Raw genomic sequence first — 18,913 nt, 5'->3', positions numbered from 1 at the left:
TGTTAGCCCTATTAAATGCGACCTGAAAGCGAAGGAAGGCGCTACTCGCCTACCCTACAAGCCTCTTAACCTGCTTATAAATCTGCTTGCCTTTTTCCGTTAGAAGGAAGTAACCGTAAGCACCTTCAATAGCAGTCCTGTCATCAATCCATTGAATGAGGTCATACCCATAGCGGATATTTCCATCACCATCAGCACCCTCAACTCTTTGAAGACGCTTAGTGACTTTGCTTATAGAACCCTTCGGCATCTCATCACCAAAGAAATCCATAATTGTTTGCTGAGTCAGCCCTTCATTCCCTGCTTCAGCAGTCATCAAAAATATAATGACGTGCCTTGCTGTCACTCTTGGGTTCGTTTCTGAAACAACGACCTCAATTGCCCTAGAAAGGTTGTGGAGACTCATTTGTTAATTTTCCTGTGTGGTTAGAGCATCCCGCTCATACGCCGCTAAGTAGCATGTTGTAATTTTGCGTGGATGATACGCACCCAACAATCGCTAAGCAAGGCTATTTTGTGCGCCCTGGGTGCTGGTTAACTTTTGAGGCTATTGCCGCTGCCTCCTCCTTGTCGTACTCATCCAGACCAAGTAATTCATCTAACTCAGCACAGTCATTAAAGTACGTTACCCCCTGCCCTTCAGCGTATGCAAAGCCACTAGCTATTAAATCCTTCGCGGTTTTACGGCCTGAGGAGGTGGTTTGGTCTAAGGAGAACCAGCATTCACTAGCAATAAGTATCTCTGACTGCTCAGCGGTTCCCTCATAAGCACCAAATGAAGTAATTCCTTTTTCCTTTGGTAGAAACATCTTTCTTTTGCTCCAGACTGTTGTTATTTAGTCGGTTTCCGTCAGATAGTCGTACTATACCTACTACTTTTGGCGTATTCCCTTACAAAAAAGAGCTAGAATGTAAAGGAAATATGGTCAATTTATGATTTTGTTGTATGAGTAGTAGTTTACAAATCGATTATGAGCGCCTCCCAGGAATACTTAGGGAGATACGCACAAAAATCTATGGACTGACTCAAGAACAGCTTTCAAAGAAAATCGGAATCTCTCGCCAAACCTATGTAAAGCTTGAAGGCGGAGAAAAAACAGACATTTCCTTTGAGCTGCTGATTGCGTTCAGCTCCGTACACCCGGATTATTTCATTCCCTCCTATGTATTTTGTAAGCCGTTTTCTGAACGCCGCATTAACACCACTTCTATCCAGCTCCTAGCTGCCATGCAGAGAGTGGCTGCTGAGGGAAATCCTGAAATTGTTGAGCGCTCAGCGCTTTCCGGTCTAATGTCCTTAGAGTATGTTTCTGCACCCTGTCAGCAGCAGTACAAAAGCATCTTAAAAGCCAGTCCAACCGGGCTGATGTTTAATGTTCAAGCCATCATTGAAAACTCTAGGCGCGCTCATTCATAAGCCTGTTGTTAACTGTTGTAAGCCTGGTATAAAACACCCTTCCAGATTTCACCTCGCTACCTATCCTGCCTGCCACAACAAGTCCATCAAGCAAGTCCTTGGCTTCTTCATATTGGCATTGGAAGAGTGTCATGGTTCCCCTGACGGTCGGGCACCAGCCTCCTTCCAAACGCTCAATAAGTATCTTTTGGTAGTCATCAGTGATTTGCTGTGGGGGTGTTGTAAGCACTGCTTGGGTGCTTGCAGGCCTACCCTTTAGAGAATCACTATCACGTTTTGACTGCCTGTCAGTCGCATCTAACACCAACATCAAAAGCGCTACAACATCCAAAAGCACCCCAACCAAAATTGATATCTGAGAGAGGTGTGCGGGCCTATCTTTCAAGGTATTAAGCCTCTCCAGCGTCTTTTCTATGCTTTCGTTGAGGTCGGGCAACTCCTCGCCCCGCTGCCGCTTTGCCTTGCTTATGTTGTCCAGCTCTATCAGCCTTGCACTACCTGCTAATGCTTGTCGCTGTTGTTCTAATTGTTGCTGAGCATGTTGTCTTAGTAGCGGGCTTGTGTGGTCACTGTAGGCACCTTGGATGTACTGAACAGTGGCAAAGACCGAAACCGTAACCAAGGAACCAACACACAAAAAGACAACACCAAAGCGGGCAAAGTTGCGTTCTTGCCAGTACTTCACAGAACGCACAGCTAATAGGTTCTTAGCCGCTTCAAGTGATATTGCGGTAACAACAGAGAACAACACAGCCACAACACCAAAAGGAACAGAGATAGAACCCAACCAATGAGCCGTACAAACAGCACTCACAACAGCCAGCACAACGCCTAGAAAGCGCATCTTCAAAGCCTCCCTGTAAGGACTGAAGCCAGCCCGACAAAACAACCAAAGACGACAAGCGCAACAACAACAAGCCAGAACAACGGCGCTACTTCTTGCCAATTAACAACCGCTTGCCAGACCATGAAAAGCAGGACTAGCGCGGGCACTAGATAACTAACTATCACGCAACACCTCCAACCAAATGCAAGCGAGAGCGTCAGACAGCACAGCAGACAGCGCCCAATGCCCGCGATAAGTAACAATGAACAAGGGACCACAACGGCGAATAACCATGGGTAAGCCCTCAAAAAGGGGATTCAAAGCCGCACTTAATAGACCTGTTGGGTGCTACATAAGGAACTCTTTAATAGTTCATTGCTGGTATAAAGACTGGGCACTTTTCAGACTGCCAAGTTTCCCGATAAATTAACCCAGAATCTTTTCGCAAACAGTCCTTTTGGCAGTTTGTATTATTGCAACCAGCCAAGGCAGTAACTTTTCCATCAACTACTGCCTTATTCCTGCCTATCACTTTGTTTGCCTTTGAATTGGTAAGAGGCAACCCCAAAGTTTTCTTCTGTGTCATCTTCTCGCTCCCTGTCAGAACTATTTTTTGGTTTTTAGTTGTTGAGGTAGTCACAAAGTCGCACTTAGTAGACCTGCTAGACGCTGAAAATATGTCCGTTCATTACATGCCAGCCACTGCAATTCAGGTCACGGCCTACGGAATCCCAGTCAATGTAACTAGCCAAGTGGTCAGGTATTTCACCCAGGTGGTCATTCTGATAAGCCCATTCGCCCAGTGTTCCATCATCATCATTCTGCGGCTCAACGTGTCCCCTGTAATGGTCCGCCATGCTTTCAAGCTCATAGCCAATAGACAAAGCAGCGTCCACAACCTCCGCGCCGTGCTCTTCTACGGCTTCCTTGTATTCCCAATACTCAGAATCTAAAGAGTGCTCGCCTACATACTTACTCGGCACATCCTCAGAGTCAGCTACCACATACTCCTCAAAGGTGTAGAAGCCTCCCCGGTATTCAATATCCGCGTGTGGGAACTCACCTGCTATAACCTTTTCTTTGAGGACTTGTAAGCTGTCTTGGACTGCCTCTTTAAACTCTTCCTCGCTGCTGAGTTCATCAAGGTCAATTGTGAAAGGAAGCAAAAGGCCGTTGTTGTATGTGCTCAACTCGTAAAAAGTGATGTTAGCCATGTTGTAAATCCCTGTTGTTGTCTGTTGATGCGACAACTCTAGGTCGCACTTAATAGACCTGTCAAGCGATACATGAAAATAAATTCAAAAGTTTGTGATTGGTAGGAAAGCGTAAGGAAGGGAGCGGATAGAGTGAGCTTGTGAGGGATTGGAAAGGCAGTAGGAAGAACTAGGAAGGATTGGGAAGGTAGTGCAAAAGGCTTGTAAGCCCCGTGACAGATGAATCAGATACATACAGGCATTCTAGCCACTTAACGCAATAATAATAGCCATATTGGCCAAAACAGCCATAAAACACACTGGAAAGAGATCCTATATCCTCTGAAAACCCTTATAAATCAATGGGTTAGCTTCTTTGGTACAGGTTTTCGGTACAGGTTGCAGCTAGGGAGGCCCCCACGGGGGGTATTGAGCGGTCCTTATTATCAATCTACCCACTCAGATTTTTTCAACAAAATATTCCAGGCGCTCAGAAGTGCTCTTCAACGTACTTCTGAATCTTCTTCTGAGTAGCCTCATCAGTCTCATAGAAAGACCCTGGCAAAACTCTTATAGGAAACTTCAACTCCTGAGCAGCCAACGTCTCCTGCATCTGGTGGTAGTAACGCATATCCTTTGGAGAGGTCAGCAGCAGATAGACAAGAGGCTTCTTCTGAGTCTCGCTGGAGTAGTGCATCACCTGCCCTATTGAGTCTTTCCACTTGCTGGCAAACTCAACTTCAACCACATACTCATCACCCAAGCAGTCAGCTCTTGTGCCGTCTCCTAAGCGGACTTCAATAGCGCTTTCAGGGAGCTTCAGATACTCATGGCAAACGTAATGCTGAAGCTCCTTTTCAGAGAAAGCGCTAGCTTGGCCTCCCGGCAGGAGAAGAATTGACAGGGAGGCATACTTTCTCATAAGCAGACTCTCAAGTGGCTTTAAAGATACTCATCAGTAAGCAAGAAAGCATTCTCATCAAACACATCCTTAGCTTTCTCTTGCAGCCCATCTTTATAAAGACGTAGAGCGATAATATCGTTGAGTGCATCACAGCCCTCATCAGACTCTTCACCGAATTCTTCAACGATATTCAATAGCTCATTCTCACGGGCGTGCAATGATCTCCAAAGCAAAATAAAAGTACTTCTATTAATTTTCAGTTCCAATTCTCTCATAATGCTTCCTTTCTCCACGCCCCTAATTCTGATTTTGATAGCCACGGAGTGCATCTCACCGCTAGCTTCTCAAGAAGCCCTTTATATTGTTCTAAAGGCATATTACGAGTTGGGGCAATCATAAAATGTCCTTTAGAATTTTTGTCTTCAACAATCTTCAACCCAGCAGGTAGTGGCTTATCTTTGATCATTTCTTCTGGCAGCTTCCACACAGTACCAGTCAAATGAGACATTCTAAGACCTTCTTCATTGTACAGACTAATACCGTTGCCGTCAGCGACGACCATCCTTGTATGGTCAAGAACGGTATAATTAACATCCTGTGTTCGGACATTAGTAAGCCTGGGTTCTTTTGTATTACCTATGCGAAAAAGCTCTTCTGGAAGGAAGTAGAGTTCGGTATCGGAAGAACTCATAGTCGGCGCTCCTTGCTCAACTAAATTAGATTAAATATTGATCAAGTGAGAAGCCTAACACGACACTAATACAACCGCCTATGACAACGCCTTACGCCCCGCCGAGAGGCCGTCTACCAGCCTCTCTCAGCGTGATTAAGTATTCCTTAGTAGGGTTGCCTTAGTAGACCTAATGGGGTGTTTAAAACCCTTCCCAGCCGTCTCTAATCATCCCCCAGACTTTCCATAGCATCATCATAGCCGCACCAATTATCTACCCCACCACCCTTAAGTGCGTCGAGCATTTCTTCAGCCTCTTCAAGGATCTTGAGACGCTTGGCGGACACAATGCGCAAGTCCTCTCCCACTGTTTCATCATGCTTTGGGGCAGCCTTAAGAGCCGCCTCCCAGACTTCCTTAGCGGGCCTCAGTTGCTTTCCATCAACAAAGCAAGCTTCAGCAAGAGCATCCAACATTTCAGCGGTGGGTGTTATAGGAACAATTCTATATTCTCCGTCCATCTTCAAACCTCCCACTCTGAATCAAGAGAAACCAGACTGTCCTTAGGCGCCCTATCGCGAAGGCTTTGCGGGAGCTTAGCTACAACAGCATCCTCGCTACCATCACAAAGGAAATCCCAGTCACCCTGCCACCGACCAACTTTCATACGGTAGTCGGGCTTGTCTTTGTACATAAACCAGTCCCCACCAACATCCCTTGCTAGGTACTTCTGACCCTCAAAGAGATGAGCCCCAAGAATTTCTCGTAAGGGTTTCTTCTGAGTCTGCGCTGAGGGAGCGCCAACCTCCCATTCAGAGTCCAATGGAAAGCAGCTGTCTTGTACGGATTGAATGCGTAGTGCAAAGGGCAGTAAGGAAGCGGCCTCAGCACTTAGCAGGCATGTACCGAGATCAAAGGCAAGCCACTCACCGCTAATGGAGTCCCAAACTGGGTTCCTGCGATGAGCCTTGTACACGCCAGAGACTTCTTTAGTGATACACAAATATCCATCAAGATTAAGAGGCTTCAGAATTTCCCTGAGCGTTTTCTTTACAGGCTCAGACTCACTTTTAAGTGAGTTAGCCAAGTCGGCTAAGGGAGTATCAAGTAGCGTTAGACTGTCCTTACCATGAAGACTAGTAAGGGCCTTAGGAAGCCTGCTAACAAGGTCATACGCAAGTAAATCGGAGTGGCCTCTAACCCACATCTCACTTTCTTCGCCCCAAGTTGGCTTTTCCCTGCATAGATACCAACCGCTTGGCTCATCTTTAGCAATCCATTTGTATCCATCCAGAAAGCCAATACCCAAATGTGTTCTAAGGGTTTCTACTCCCGGCTCAGGCAGCTTCTCATCCTCTCGTCTGCCTACGGTCACGCAATCAGGTAGTTTTAGTTGCGTCCACTCCAGCACTTCAGGGTTCAGGCCGGGCTTACTAGCCCAATGCGATCCATCAGAGAGACTGCATGTAAAAAATGCACGCTCGTTAAGATCACAAGGAATTAATGAAACCACGCTCACTGGTGGTCGGAGTTGTAAAACATTTAGAGCGGGTTCTTGTTGCGGTGCTGCGGTTTGTATATTCGGCATTGATATCACCATTAAAGTAATTGGCATCATGTGCGGGTGGTTTGTGTACGCCCCTACCCTTACTTCAATCCATCTACAGACACCGTGAAAGGCGGACCAGACAGCTGAAGAGATATCTTCTGAGTCGAATCGCAGTCATGCAGGACCATTTGACCAGCCTCTTAGCGAGGTGCTTGGACAAAGTGCCAGTTCGGTATGTAGGGATTTGGTTCGGGGATTAGGTGGGGGTATGAGCGGTTTTAGGATGAGCGGAACAACTCTTCCTGACTAGGGACCATCGTTAAAGCCCTCCAAGTCAGTAGCAGTGTCGTGCTGGTTGCTTATAGATTTACTTGAACCTAGTTTACTCGCTCCATGCTCAAGAAGAACACCCAGCACCACACAACCAATATGGGACAGTATTAGCATTAGAATTACCTTTTTAGTTCATAGGAAAGCCCTCCCTTCCAGGGATACCCTTTCAGAGCTTTAAATATTCTTTCTTTAGGTTGTTGGTAGTGGTGGTTACTTAAAGACCCTTATAAGCCCTTATAAGCATTTATAAGCCCTTTAAGGTGCCCCCTATAACCTTAAAAAACAAAACCCCGACGAATCGGCGAAAAGAAAAAAATATTGCCTTAGGGCAACAAAACTCCAAGCCCAGTAACCATGCGGGTTTCAGAGCATTTGGAGTGGAGGTGGGAGGAGTGGAATTGGCGTGAGAATAGACCTATTAGTATCTACTTTCTAGCTTAAGTAGGAACGCTTTTAATGCTGTGTCGGGCCAATTCGTTGGGAACAATAGGCATCTAGCTCTTGAGTGCGTGATCACTCTCTCTCTTTAATCGCTCAACCTCTTTGCTAAGAATTTCAATCTCCTTTCTGTATTTATCATTTGAAGCTTTGAGTTCATCAATTTCTTGAAGGGCCTCAACCAATACTTTATGGTTGCTAGTGGAGTTTGAATTGATATTCTTTAGAGATTCTAGGATATTTGAGAGAATCAAATTTGATTTATTACTATTATCCTCGGCAATCTCCCTGGAGAGTCTCAAAGAGCCAGATAATTCTTGGGTATATTCTTCTAATCCGTTATGTGATTGGTCTTTAAAAGAGACACCAAAAAGACTTGTTGCCACTGCCACAATAAGTCCTACAACTGCCACAAAAAGCCCTACACTAGTCAGGGCAATAACAAGATTAGTTAGCCGTATGTTCTTCTTCGCATGACGATCTGTTGCATCACTACTTTGTTTTATTTCATCGCCAATAGCTGTCTGAGTTTCGTTTGAGCTAACCATAAAGTTAATGGCTTGTTCAGATTTGCTTACTAACTTATCTAAGCGATTAGCAAGATCATTGAATGGCTCCCGACGTTTCCTTTCAAACTCAGTCGGATCAGGAAGATGTAAGTTACTGAGGAGAGAAGGTTTTTCTATGGAGAAACTAGAAGTGGATGGTACTTGAATACTGTTGAGTGGCTCAAGACCTCTTCTCAAAGCCTCTCCTTGAGATAAACTTTGTGTAATACTACTAGTTAGCGCTTCTGAAAAACCACTAAAAGTCGGCAGTGAGTCTAGTTTGCGCTGAAAATCCTCATGGATTTTTTCGACCCATAAAAGGTGAAGCCTATAAAGATATTCAATATAGCTTTCATCATCCTCTTTGGGGTGTAGAACTTCTGTAAATTTATGGCGACGAACTACCTCTCCTTCAGAATTCCTTTCCTTCCCATACTCACTCTTCTTGAACAAATATTCATTATGCTGGACATACACTTTGGCTAGATGATCAAGCTCATTTTCAGGCAGCTTTTCTATTTTTTCCTGTGTTAATACAGGTTTATCAGGTTTATATCCCCCTTCCAATAAGCTTTCTTGAGGGAAGCATACAAAAATAAGTAGGCTTTTAAGGTACTCAGTAGCATTGCCCTCCAAGTCAGCGGACTCAAGCATTTCTGCTCGGGAGATATCCTCTCCAGTACTTATTGAGAAAAGGCACAAGGTTCCAATGCTTGTTTCTATAGCAGGACCCAGTTGAGTCTTAAAAAATTTCGGTAACGTATATGCCACATGCACTCCTTGCTCTTTAGACGCACCTTTTGTCAGTTCTTAATATATCACATGACCTACGGACGAAAATCGCCAATCCATAAAAGTCTCTGAAAAGCCTCTATCAACACCCTCAATCAATATTAAACGGTTTACTGGATACTGATTTTTGGGTTGTATATTTACTTAAATTTAATTCTCCCAGCAGCCTTCCGTCTAGCAAGCCTCTTAATCTCTTTAGTAATATAATCATGGACCTCATCCTCTTTCCCCAAGACCTCACCGACTTCCTCCTCAGAACAACCTCTATTGGGGCAGTAAAATATTGTGGAATAGCTTTGTTTAGAATGACTCCAAAATCCATCGTCTTGAGCTAACTCGGCATCACAGCTAAGACAGTAACTATTCAATCCTACTGGATCATCAAGATACCACTCCCACCTCCACTTTAAGCCTTCTATTACAGCCTCTTTAAAGGAATTGGAACTATACTTCCTTAACATTGAAAGGAATAGATATCCTAAGCCAATTACTGTTATCAAGGTCCATAACAATATTATCCACATTGGCACTTTGAGGTCCTGAAGAAAAAACCCCAAAAAATCAGGCAAATTTTGAGAAAAGGCTGATATTAATCGGAGGGTAGATTCCCAACCATCCTTTGTCGCAGTATATGCTACAACTAATCCAGCGACTAAGGAGGATGTACCCCCAAGAATCCAATTTTTTGCGCTCTTCTGCATGATTTCCCTATTAATGTATCTAAATTTTTCAAGGAATGAGTCTAATCAAACCAATGTTTGAAGGCATTTTACTAAACCTACCAAGATCATTAAATGCAAATTTAGTAAAATTAATGCCTGCAAAGCCCCTCACAGGCTCTACAGGCATCTTCAACTTATCTTAAGCGGCTCACTGGACGTATCCAGTCGGACGGCTGACAGTAGCTCCTGAGGCGTCCACGGTGGACACAACGGTACTGCCAGCACTCATAAACTTCTCTACATTGTTCAGCAGGTCATCAATAGCCTGCTCTCTGTGTTCCCTACTCACCTTTGCAGTGTCAACCGCCATGCGGTCTGTAAAGAACTTCACCCCCATTGCGAGAGGGTCAATAAGGTCATCATGTACGAGGCTTCCCTTCTCATACGTGATTCTGGTCATCTGATAAAACAGGCTGTAGCGAATCTCGTTCTTGTTGTTCTCGTAGTCCCTCTCAATCACTGAAGGGGCCACTACAAGCCTGTGCTGCATCATAACTGGCTCAAGGCAATCAATGATTCGCCTCTCTTTCTGTCCTTGTGATTTGGTCTCTTCAACACCACATGCGTAGCTGTCGTACAGAACGGGCCTCAGAAGCTCGGTGAACATACCATCACCGAAGTTATCCTCCACCAGTACCGTATGGACTCCATGACGCTTTGCCATCTGAGTAATGGACCTGAGTGTTGGCTTTGCATAGCCCTCTTTAAATCCCCTTGCTTCGGCTAGGAAGATGTAACCCCTGAGGAAATAAAGCACCACAACCCCTGTCAAGTCCTTACCACGGCCTGAAGGGTCAATTACAAGCAGTTTATATTCGTAATCCAGGCGCTCATCACTAGCCCAGTCTGGGTGGTAATAGTAATCACCTGTCAAAGCGACATTAGGTACATCAACAATCCTGTCGCCATGCCTCATCAAGCTGAACTCAACAGGAGCCTTGACAGGCATAATGTCAGACACGATTAAGTCTGCCACTTTGAGCGGGTACTTCTCAGCATCACTCAAAGTTGTGTCAAGCATGAATTGAAGAGCGAAACCAGCCTTACCATAAGATGCTAAACGCTCATCCAGATCTATTTTGGTGAACCGCTGAGGGTCTGTTGGCTGGTCTACAAGGCTTGGATCGCGTTCCAAGTCATCTACAATGAGCCTTGCCAAGGCCCCTTTGTATCTCTCCATGTTCTTTGGATACAAAGCAGGCCAAATCATAGTCTTATAGCCACGTTCAGGTAGCTTGCTATACAGGCTCATCTCATGCTGAGGCGTTCCCAGGAACAGAATCTTAGGTTCAAACTCCATCAAGGCCGGGTCATACGGCTTGAGAATCGCATCAAACTCCTTCACCAGTTCACTCAATTTGTCCTGAGCGGTCTGGGTAGCGGAGTTATTCAACACCTCAACGTCATCAGCAATGATTATGTCAGCGCGGGAACCTGTCAGCTGGCCAGTGATACCAACAGACTTAACGGATGGTGAGTGGTCAACCCTTGCAGGCCCCACATCAAATGCAATTAGCGAGTCCCTTTGATTGCTCTTTGCCCGCAGATGCTGGAGCCAAGGAACTTCACCTATAAGGCGTTTTGTAAACTGCGAGAATGCGTCTGCCCTTTCCTTAGATGCAGACACAACCATGATTTTAAGTTGAGGGTCGCGGTAGAGCATCCATACAACAAAAGCTGAAGTAATGAATGATTTACCACACCCCCGGAAAGCTTGAATGATAAGGCGCTTAGGAGAGTTCCCCAGCGCCCTCGCAATATCATTCTGTAATCTTGTTGGATTGGGTAGATTAAGATGTTTCCAAATCAGGTAGAGAAAGAATAAAAAATCATCCTTAAGCCGCTTCTCTACTTCATGTGCCATCTAGCTCCTAATTTATTGTGTTACCGGCTTGGTAGTTTTCCAAGTCCTTTGAAATCTCATCCAGAATACTTCCGGGTTTGGAATCACACTGGATGCCGTTGTGCTTCAACAGGTTAATTGCCTGTGCAATTTCAGCAGCTGTTGCCTTACCGCCTTTAAGCCGCTCTAACAAAGTTCTAGCAGCCTCATCGTGAAGCTGTTCTAGCAGCTCCTGTAATGCGCTCACTTATTACGCCCCCTATTCTCTTTCTTAGACTGGATGCGGAGATTGCTTGAAGCCTTATTAGCAGGGTTTCTGTCTTTATGGTCTACATCTTTACCCTGCACGGCTTTCTTCCCCTTCAATTTAATCATCAGTCTGCGCGACTTATTCCGCTCCGATCTGCGACGTACTTGCTCAGGTTTTGAATGGTAGCGAGCGTATTCTTCTTTGTAATCACGCTCCTTTGACATTCAGGGTCTCAGCCATGTCCTCAACAACTTTGTCATCAATATCAGTTTCAGAACGCTCAGCAAGCTCACGTAAAACGCGGATAACCAGCCGCTTCAGAATCTTCTCTGACATAAAGGCACAGAAGGTATCACTAATTACTTTTATCACTACACTCATAGTTATTACTTTTATTCCGTTTAAATATCCCTTTGATTTTCGGGCTATATATTTTCAAAATCGTAGGGATGATAATTAATAGGTTTAGAATGCCCGTTAATATCCCAAGCATAAGCGCCCAATCAGCGACTTTAATGCCCAGGAAAATAGCACCACCCACCCCCACTGTCGTAGCAGAGGTAGAGGCTTGAAAAAATTCTTTCATTTATTTTTAGGGTTTTTGGATTCCGTTGTGGTTCACATAACCACCGGCAAGATATGTATCAGTTTCCTCAACATCTAACATCAATACTTCTAGGGGCTCTTTAACAAGTATGAGGTGTGTGAGCGAGTCCCAGGTTAAATCATCTTTTAAAACCTTATCACCCTGCTTTAAATACAGAGCACGGCAGAATCCATATAGACCGTTACGCTCAATAAAGAATGGGTGGGTTAGAGAGCATTTAGCTCCGTTAACCTCCATGTGCATACTTTCTTGAGTGATTTCTAAATGCCTTACAACGGACCAAGACAGCTCACCAGATAACTCTGTTGCTTGCCAGTCTTCCCAGCGCCTTTGCGATGACTCATCAGGTAGCCCATGGATAATGTAGGATCTCACTTCATCCCCAACAGCAAGGTCTTCAAGCTGCTTAAAGCCACTTCTTGTTTCAATGGTGTGGCCAACCCACAAGCAGGTAGGATCGGTGTTAACTGATTTAACTGCTGTAGTGTTCAGTGTAAAGGTAGCGGTATCTTTTATGGAGCTATCGCCCTTCCACCGCAACTCTACCTTGAATTTACTTTCACCTGAGGTACTACCATTCGTAGTTCGGGAAACGTGATGCTCAAAGTACTGGTCAGAAGCCAAGCTATACCATGTGTTAGCTTCCATCCCATTTGATAACTCATTACCAGTTCCGTTGGTGGTCACGGTCACACGGATATCAAAATCATTACCAGGGGTTCCCGTCTGAGATACCCAACGGGTAGAACCGGATTCCACCGCCCCATTTGTAGTAATAGACCCGTCCGTATTGAAGTAGATCTTGTGGTAATTATTAGTGGTGGAGTATGTTGACGTCACAGAGCGCCGGGAAGCGTAGTTGTTCATTGCCGTTGTATAGGTGTACCACGCCTTCCCCCGGCAATCCCCTAAACCAATCTGACCAGAAGACTTCCCAGCAAGGGTTCGTACATTGCTGTCATTTAGTGAGCGCTGTGATGTAGATGACTCCCCTATTTCAGTACTTAAGTCTGAAAACCCTATCTGGCCAGTAGGCGTAGTCATTTAACCCACCTCTTAACCCACTGCCAAGCCTTCACGTACCAGGGGCGGATCAACTCTTGCACTTGCTTATCAAGCTCTTGAACCGCAGAGACAAGAACAGCTACAGCCCGCTGGTAATCTAGCGTCATGTAGCCTTTACCGCTGATTGATTTCTGTTCTTCAGAGTTCCAATCAAAAGGTGCCGGATGAATCAGCTCAGGGGTGGTTTCCAAGACACTTTGAGCGCTGAGTCCTACTTCTAATCTATCAGCCTTAATAGCTCCCCTTGAAAGGCGCTCTCCAAGCTTACTGCCATAGTAAGAAATGGGTTTCCATTTCCGAATCGCAGACAACCCTTCAACACCTCCAATAACATCTTTCAGCCGCTCATCTGAGTAGTAGCCAATGACATTACCATCTGCCCTAAACTCACCTCCATCCAAAAATTCAAAGCGTCGCGAGCCTCCATCATTAAGGAAATACATAGAGGAGTTCGCGTTTGTAGACGAGATATACATCCGCCAATCATAGGCATCAGTTTCAGAGTCACCACCACTATGGAAATCCAAGTAGCGTCCAACATGAGTCACACCAAAAGAGCTAGTCCATACGACAACATCATAATTGTTGCCACTAGACCAAAGAGAGAGCCCGCCAAGCTTACTTGAATCAGCGGCTGTAGATGACTTTCCTAAATAGTTTGAGGGGGTGAAGTTGCCCGCGTGCCAGATATCACTATTCTTGTATGTGAAGCTGTTGGAATCGCAGTTGAAAGTAGACCCGCTACTCCCAACTTGAAGCGCTCCATCCGTCCTCAACAAACTTGAACCACAATAGATACCTGAAGAGAAATCCCCAGACGGGTTTAAACGCAGCCAAGTATCGTTGCCTTGTAGAACATGCTTATTATCAGAACCTGCGTAGACACTACCAGCTACAGTGGACAGGTTATTCCGCGCAGCAACGTCATACCCTTCAATGTTGTTGGAACCAACTGTACTTAACTTGCCATCAACACTTACATCGCCGGTAAAGGCCGCACCTGAAAGCAGTGCGTAGGATGTGCTTGCCTTACCACCTAGCTTCCCAGCATCCAGCTCACTACCAGCTCCACCATTACCTGAATGCCATACCGTATAAGTTCCAGTGCCGTCCTGTAAGTCAATCGCACTGCCTCGCAAGGCCAAGCGCAAAGATGTTTTGCCAACCAATACAGTATCGGTTTGTAGGATTCCAAGAATCGCATGAGCTGCACCAGAACTATCTTCGGCTTGTAGATACCGCGTATTTCCAAGCTTGATTACACCCCCATCGCCAACAGTCAGCAATGCACTCAGAATGGAATTTTCACTGGAGGAGAGGCCACCAAGATCCGTTAATGAAAGATCTACATCCCCATCTTGGCCGTTGATACTGCGGACCCTAGCCCCTCGCGGAACCCGATACCAAGCCTGCTCATCAATGCTCCAATAGATCTCATCACCAGCGTTATAAGTATCACTGCCAATGTCTCCATCAATCGTCACATGGTAAAACCAGGACTTACTTGTATCGTCAGGGGTTGGAGGCGTACTTGTAGAAGACCACTCACCCAGCGGGATAGGGTCATTTGTCAGCGCTGACTGCATCTGGCTGACATTTTGCTCCATTGTAGCTACACGACTTTCAGCAGCCTCAGCAGCACTTTTAGCGGACTCAGCATCAGTTTTCGCTGAATTAGCATCGTCCTTGTAGCCTTCTGCTGTATCAACCTGTTGGTCAATATGCTGTCGGTCTGATGCAACCGCCGAGCGGTCAGTTGACACCTGACTACCAAGCGCATCAGCATCGTCTTTAATTTGCTCTATGTCAGACTTGTAACCAGCGATGGTCTGCTTATCAGCAGCGGCCTGAGTAGCGGCATTAACCGTATCTTGCTTCTTACTGGTTACATCACTTTGAATAGCCAGCAGGTCAGTCTCAATGGACTGCATATTGCCGTGAATTGTATCTATCGCGCCTTTAACATTGGCAACATACGCAGTGTCATCCTCAACGGTGTCGTACCACGTATTAATAGTGTCGTATTTGTCTCGTATCTCACTCAGGTACTGCTGGAAGAGTAAATCCTTAGCATCTAGCTGCTCTTTATTTACAGCATCTCCGGCATCTACACCGGCTGCTAGGTTGTATATGTAGCGCCCTTCCATATCAATGGAACGGTCTGAGGTGAGGGCAACGATATCGTGTGTAAGGTCAATTGCCTCTTGGGCAACGTGAAAAACCTGTAAAGCAGATGTGTCTAAGTCATTCTCAGTGAGTATCGTAGCGTTCTCAAAATCTACGATGCGGTTCTGCACTGGGGTGATACGCCGCACCATTACAAACGCATTCTGAACTGAGTCATCAAGCTCAACTGTATTGCTGCTGAGCCATGAGAAAGGAACTTGCTCGCCATCTACTTCGCAGAATATGTGCTCAGGATCTATGTAATCAAAAGAGATACTGAGCGGACCAGTACCCGTGAAATTTGGGTACTCGTTACGTGCATAAAACTCGGTCATTTATTCCTTTTTTATTCCTCTGGAAGAGGTGTGTTATCAACTAGATTCCTCAACATCCCATCAATGAATGGAGCATTCTGCATAATCATCAACCTCTTCAGTGTCATTAAGTCTTTCTCTGTGAATTCCTTATCATCACTTACAGCTGCCTCACCAATTGAGCTTGCAAGCTTTACCGCATTAGTGGCCCAGGCACCTGCTGGTGATTGCATAGGATTTAGTAAGGAGTTTTCTAGCCCGGTATAGCGCTGATTGAAGAGTGGTTCACCAAAGAAGTCTGCGCCTGTGTCAGCAAATGCTGGGAGCAGTGCAGCCCAACTAGCCCTTGCAAAGCCCGCCTTAATAACTTCCTCATTGGTAAGCTTTTCTTTTAGGTACTCTTCTCTATCTGGCCTACCAACGGCAGCTGTGTGTGTCCTCGCGATATAGCCCAACGAAGCAAATAAGGAGCCGTACAACATCTTTGTAACTCCAAACCCGATATCACCATCCCTCAGCTGGTTGGCTGTGTTTAGCAGCTGCTTTGAATGGGCCGAAATAACGAACGTGCGAAATTGGAGTAAGAGCTTGGAAAGGGGCGAATCAAATGGGAGTAAATCGCCTATGTCGTTCACCTGAACAGAACGCTCCCCCCACTTCCTAAGCAGGGTTGCAAACGCTTCTGCTGTTTCAGGTTCCCAGCTTTCCCAGTTCAGTTTATGAACATTCTCAGCCCCTTTGGCATGTTTACTCATCTCGCGCTTAATCGCAGAGAACTCCTCGGGGGTTATCCCGTATTCTCTCAACTGCCTTTCAGATAGAGCGGGGATGTTGCTATGAATCTCCTTCCAAACTCTGTCCACCTGCCCCTTTACAGCCAGTCGCTGACTGAATGTGGTAATCAGGTTCATCCCTGAAATAGTTGCTACCCCACGATTCGCCTTATCCAAGCCCCTCTCAACTTTCCCAAATAAGCCATCGCCAATAGAGTCCATCATCTCTGGGTCGTAGTTAGTAGCCCTAGTAAGGAAGGCTTGTGAACCATAACCACCAGTAAATTCTTCCAGTTCAGCGGCAAGGTCATTACTTAGCTCGCCATTCCGGGCTCTGAGCAGAATGCTTTTCCATTCTGGTATGGACTTGAAGAAGCCTTTAAAGCCCATGGTGGCTACCACGTTACCAATCTCAGCTATCTGAGCGAATCCAACCATCCCCATCACATTACCGAAGGCCATCTTCCGCCCTAATCGTGATGTGGTTGCTAAGAGGCTTTGACCATCGTGATTAGGTATCCCTAGGATGTGATTCAGGGATTTTTGAAAGGCATCCATCTCGGCTTTCATGCGCCAATCAGCGCGCTTACCAGTGGCTCCCACTGCGTGATACTGCTCTTCCAACCTTTTGCGTAGAGCTGCAATCTCTGAGTCCCCAACAAGGCCATGCCTTGCCAGTGCCACTTTGCCCAACTGGCGGTTCATATAGGAGCGGAGTAAAACATCTGCATTACGCTGGAAAAGCTCAGTAATAGCCGTGCCATCATCCAGGCGCGCATTCATATCCAAATTGATTCGCTGCTTCCAGACTGACTCTTTCCCTGCCTTGCCTTCCTTCCTGTTTGCGCTTAGCTGTAGGTCTTTAGCTAACTCATCAATGGTCCTGCCATCAATGCCAGCCTCTTCCAAGTGGTACCGGAAGTCCTCTGCATCCATTTCAAACCACTTCCTCCAATCCTGCCCAGCAGTTTGGTAGCGTCTGGAGGTAATAATCTTCACTACATTCTTTGCGACACGCTGAGCAACGTCTTCTGTGACACCTGCAATCCCTCTTGCCAACAGTTCTTGGGCCTTCCCTCTGCCCATACGCTCAATTCGCATATCGTCGTAAACATGTGGAAGGTACTTTGCATTCGCTTCAAAGTTCTCGGCACCGCGAACAGCAGCACCTCTCCCACCCTCCCTCTTCAAGGGATTCTTCTGTAGTTCACCAAGCTCCCTATAGATCCGGGCATGAACATCCCCCACGGCTTTAACCGCTGGGTGATAGTCACCTCCCACGCCTTCAATGTAATCAGAAACCTCCCGGTAGAATTTATTGCGGGCTTGGGTCTCCTTCATTGCACCAAAGCCATGTTCCTTCTTCCAGGCATTGAAGTGGGTGTGCTCAGCCTTGGCTATCTGTAACTCAAAGCTGCTTTGCTGATGCCTTTTCCAGCCGCTTGCAGACCGGGCAGAAGTTGTCCCTCGCTTTGACCAGCCTGTTGAGATATCAACTAACTTGCTAGACCAGTGGCGTAGCAGTGAATTATCGGAACCAGCCATTAGCGAACCAATCGTGTAGTTCACCTTAGAGCCGAATGCCTTGTCACTGAACTCATGCCCGTTAGAGGCAATATCCACTCTTTCAGTAGCTCCAATCTCAGTGGGCGTTGTTGCTGAGCTGGTTGAGCTATGTCCGGGGTTGTCTAAGTCCAGCGGCTGCTCAACATCTTCAAAGCTCTTTTTACCCTCTTCAGTGAACTCACCAGCCTCCTTCAGCTGCTTGGCCTCTACCTCCCTGCTTACTTTTCCATAAGCTTTGGCGAGGTCTGGAGAGACCTTTCCAAATGAGCCAATCAACCCACCCAAGCTCCCTGCCGTTGCAGTAGCTAAAAGAACATCCTCATCATCCATCACAGGATCTATAGCATTTACCAAGCTTTCTATAGTCCCAACTTCACCAGCTGTTATCGCACCAGCTGTAAACGCTCTCTTCACCCGACTAACCCGCGAGCCCCACATTACTGCGGTCCCAACGCCACCAGTGAGAGTACCGGCAACAAGTGAAGTAGGATCTACAAGGTTCGCAAGTATCCTTGCCGACAATGCGCTATCGCTCTGCATGAGTACTTGTTCCAGCTTTTGAGTAGCCAGTAACTCCTCACGCATATTCTCTGCATGTTCTAGGCTAGTGGCCTCTACCAGACTTGCCTTATGCTCATCTGCCAAGCCATCGCCAAGCCTATGAAAATCACTTTGGGAGAGTGTGAAATCACTACCCTCCTCATACCCCTCCAACTCACTCCAACGAGCAAGCCTACTGTGCGTCCAGTCCAGTTCAGCCGCCGTGCCAAAAGCTTCTATAAAACCTACTGAGTTTTCTTCAGCGGGCTCAGGCACTTCTAATGACTGTTCTTGCTCGGGAGTAAGTAAGGTAGGGTTCTGGCCAATGCTTACTGCATCTTTCTGTCTCTGCTTTGAAATTGCATCAGAGACTATTTCCTTTCCTACCAAATCCACT

At 46.1% G+C, this 18,913-nt stretch carries 20 protein-coding genes; 1 reads left to right on the top strand and 19 read right to left on the bottom strand.

The features are described 5' to 3' along the window. Nucleotides 1–49 precede the first annotated feature (49 nt). Both ACJJI1_RS18865 and ACJJI1_RS18860 read right to left on the bottom strand, forming a co-directional pair. A complete protein-coding gene (locus ACJJI1_RS18865; protein WP_444957624.1) occupies nt 50–406 on the bottom strand; it encodes a hypothetical protein in 357 nt (118 codons plus the stop codon). A 103-nt stretch (nt 407–509) separates the two neighbouring features. Beyond that, nucleotides 510–809, bottom strand: a complete 300-nt coding sequence (locus ACJJI1_RS18860) for a hypothetical protein (RefSeq protein ID WP_444957623.1) — start codon at nt 807–809, stop codon at nt 510–512. A 137-nt stretch (nt 810–946) separates the two neighbouring features. Between ACJJI1_RS18860 and ACJJI1_RS18855 the strand changes: the two genes are divergently transcribed. After that, the gene (locus ACJJI1_RS18855) at nt 947–1,417 is read left to right on the top strand and encodes a helix-turn-helix transcriptional regulator (RefSeq protein ID WP_444957622.1); all 471 of its coding nucleotides are present in this window, start codon (nt 947–949) and stop codon (nt 1,415–1,417) included. Here the strand turns inward: ACJJI1_RS18855 and ACJJI1_RS18850 are convergent. The 17 genes from ACJJI1_RS18850 to ACJJI1_RS18770 all read right to left on the bottom strand — a co-directional run bounded on the left by ACJJI1_RS18850 (nt 1,398) and on the right by ACJJI1_RS18770 (nt 18,912). Continuing rightward, nucleotides 1,398–2,261 (bottom strand): hypothetical protein, encoded by an 864-nt coding sequence (locus tag ACJJI1_RS18850; RefSeq protein ID WP_444957621.1) that lies wholly within the window; start codon nt 2,259–2,261, stop codon nt 1,398–1,400. The two genes, ACJJI1_RS18855 and ACJJI1_RS18850, sit on opposite strands and share 20 nt — an antisense overlap. Before the next feature lie 346 nt (nt 2,262–2,607). After that, nucleotides 2,608–2,829 carry a hypothetical protein gene (locus ACJJI1_RS18845; protein ID WP_444957620.1) on the bottom strand — a complete coding sequence of 74 codons (222 nt, stop codon included), beginning with the start codon at nt 2,827–2,829 and terminating at the stop codon, nt 2,608–2,610. 76 nt (nt 2,830–2,905) lie between these two features. Then, nucleotides 2,906–3,457 (bottom strand): antirestriction protein ArdA, encoded by a 552-nt coding sequence (locus ACJJI1_RS18840; protein ID WP_444957619.1) that lies wholly within the window; start codon nt 3,455–3,457, stop codon nt 2,906–2,908. Between the two features lie 469 nt (nt 3,458–3,926). Further along, nucleotides 3,927–4,358, bottom strand: coding sequence for a hypothetical protein (locus ACJJI1_RS18835; RefSeq protein ID WP_444957618.1), 432 nt, complete (start codon nt 4,356–4,358; stop codon nt 3,927–3,929). 20 nt (nt 4,359–4,378) lie between these two features. Then, entirely contained in the window at nt 4,379–4,615 is a 237-nt protein-coding gene (locus tag ACJJI1_RS18830) for a hypothetical protein (RefSeq protein WP_444957617.1), read from the bottom strand. Beyond that, nucleotides 4,612–5,031, bottom strand: a complete 420-nt coding sequence (locus ACJJI1_RS18825; protein WP_444957616.1) for a Tse2 family ADP-ribosyltransferase toxin — start codon at nt 5,029–5,031, stop codon at nt 4,612–4,614. Before ACJJI1_RS18825 ends, ACJJI1_RS18830 begins: the two co-directional genes overlap by 4 nt. Before the next feature lie 203 nt (nt 5,032–5,234). Then, a complete protein-coding gene (locus ACJJI1_RS18820) occupies nt 5,235–5,531 on the bottom strand; it encodes a hypothetical protein (protein ID WP_444957615.1) in 297 nt (98 codons plus the stop codon). A 2-nt stretch (nt 5,532–5,533) separates the two neighbouring features. Next, entirely contained in the window at nt 5,534–6,598 is a 1,065-nt protein-coding gene (locus tag ACJJI1_RS18815) for a hypothetical protein (RefSeq protein ID WP_444957614.1), read from the bottom strand. Nucleotides 6,599–6,865: 267 nt separating this feature from the next. After that, the gene (locus tag ACJJI1_RS18810; protein ID WP_444957613.1) at nt 6,866–7,006 is read right to left on the bottom strand and encodes a hypothetical protein; all 141 of its coding nucleotides are present in this window, start codon (nt 7,004–7,006) and stop codon (nt 6,866–6,868) included. Nucleotides 7,007–7,386: 380 nt separating this feature from the next. Beyond that, nucleotides 7,387–8,649, bottom strand: coding sequence for a hypothetical protein (locus tag ACJJI1_RS18805; protein WP_444957612.1), 1,263 nt, complete (start codon nt 8,647–8,649; stop codon nt 7,387–7,389). A 161-nt stretch (nt 8,650–8,810) separates the two neighbouring features. Next, on the bottom strand, nt 8,811–9,371 hold the full coding sequence (locus ACJJI1_RS18800) for a hypothetical protein (protein ID WP_444957611.1): 561 nt from the start codon (nt 9,369–9,371) through the stop codon (nt 8,811–8,813). 169 nt (nt 9,372–9,540) lie between these two features. Further along, complete coding sequence (gene terL / locus ACJJI1_RS18795) at nt 9,541–11,256, bottom strand: phage terminase large subunit (protein WP_444957610.1); 1,716 nt, start codon at nt 11,254–11,256, stop codon at nt 9,541–9,543. A gap of 7 nt (nt 11,257–11,263) precedes the next feature. Beyond that, a complete protein-coding gene (locus tag ACJJI1_RS18790; RefSeq protein ID WP_444957609.1) occupies nt 11,264–11,482 on the bottom strand; it encodes a DNA packaging protein in 219 nt (72 codons plus the stop codon). A gap of 210 nt (nt 11,483–11,692) precedes the next feature. Next, the gene (locus tag ACJJI1_RS18785) at nt 11,693–11,866 is read right to left on the bottom strand and encodes a hypothetical protein (RefSeq protein WP_444957608.1); all 174 of its coding nucleotides are present in this window, start codon (nt 11,864–11,866) and stop codon (nt 11,693–11,695) included. A gap of 211 nt (nt 11,867–12,077) precedes the next feature. Further along, nucleotides 12,078–13,136 carry a hypothetical protein gene (locus tag ACJJI1_RS18780; RefSeq protein ID WP_444957607.1) on the bottom strand — a complete coding sequence of 353 codons (1,059 nt, stop codon included), beginning with the start codon at nt 13,134–13,136 and terminating at the stop codon, nt 12,078–12,080. Beyond that, complete coding sequence (locus ACJJI1_RS18775; protein ID WP_444957606.1) at nt 13,133–15,658, bottom strand: phage tail fiber domain-containing protein; 2,526 nt, start codon at nt 15,656–15,658, stop codon at nt 13,133–13,135. Before ACJJI1_RS18775 ends, ACJJI1_RS18780 begins: the two co-directional genes overlap by 4 nt. Before the next feature lie 11 nt (nt 15,659–15,669). Then, nucleotides 15,670–18,912 (bottom strand): hypothetical protein, encoded by a 3,243-nt coding sequence (locus ACJJI1_RS18770; RefSeq protein ID WP_444957605.1) that lies wholly within the window; start codon nt 18,910–18,912, stop codon nt 15,670–15,672. Nucleotide 18,913 lies beyond the last annotated feature (1 nt).

The organism is Microbulbifer maximicatervae (SeqCode) (assembly GCF_052467065.1).
This window is presented reverse-complemented; position numbering and strand designations above follow the sequence as displayed.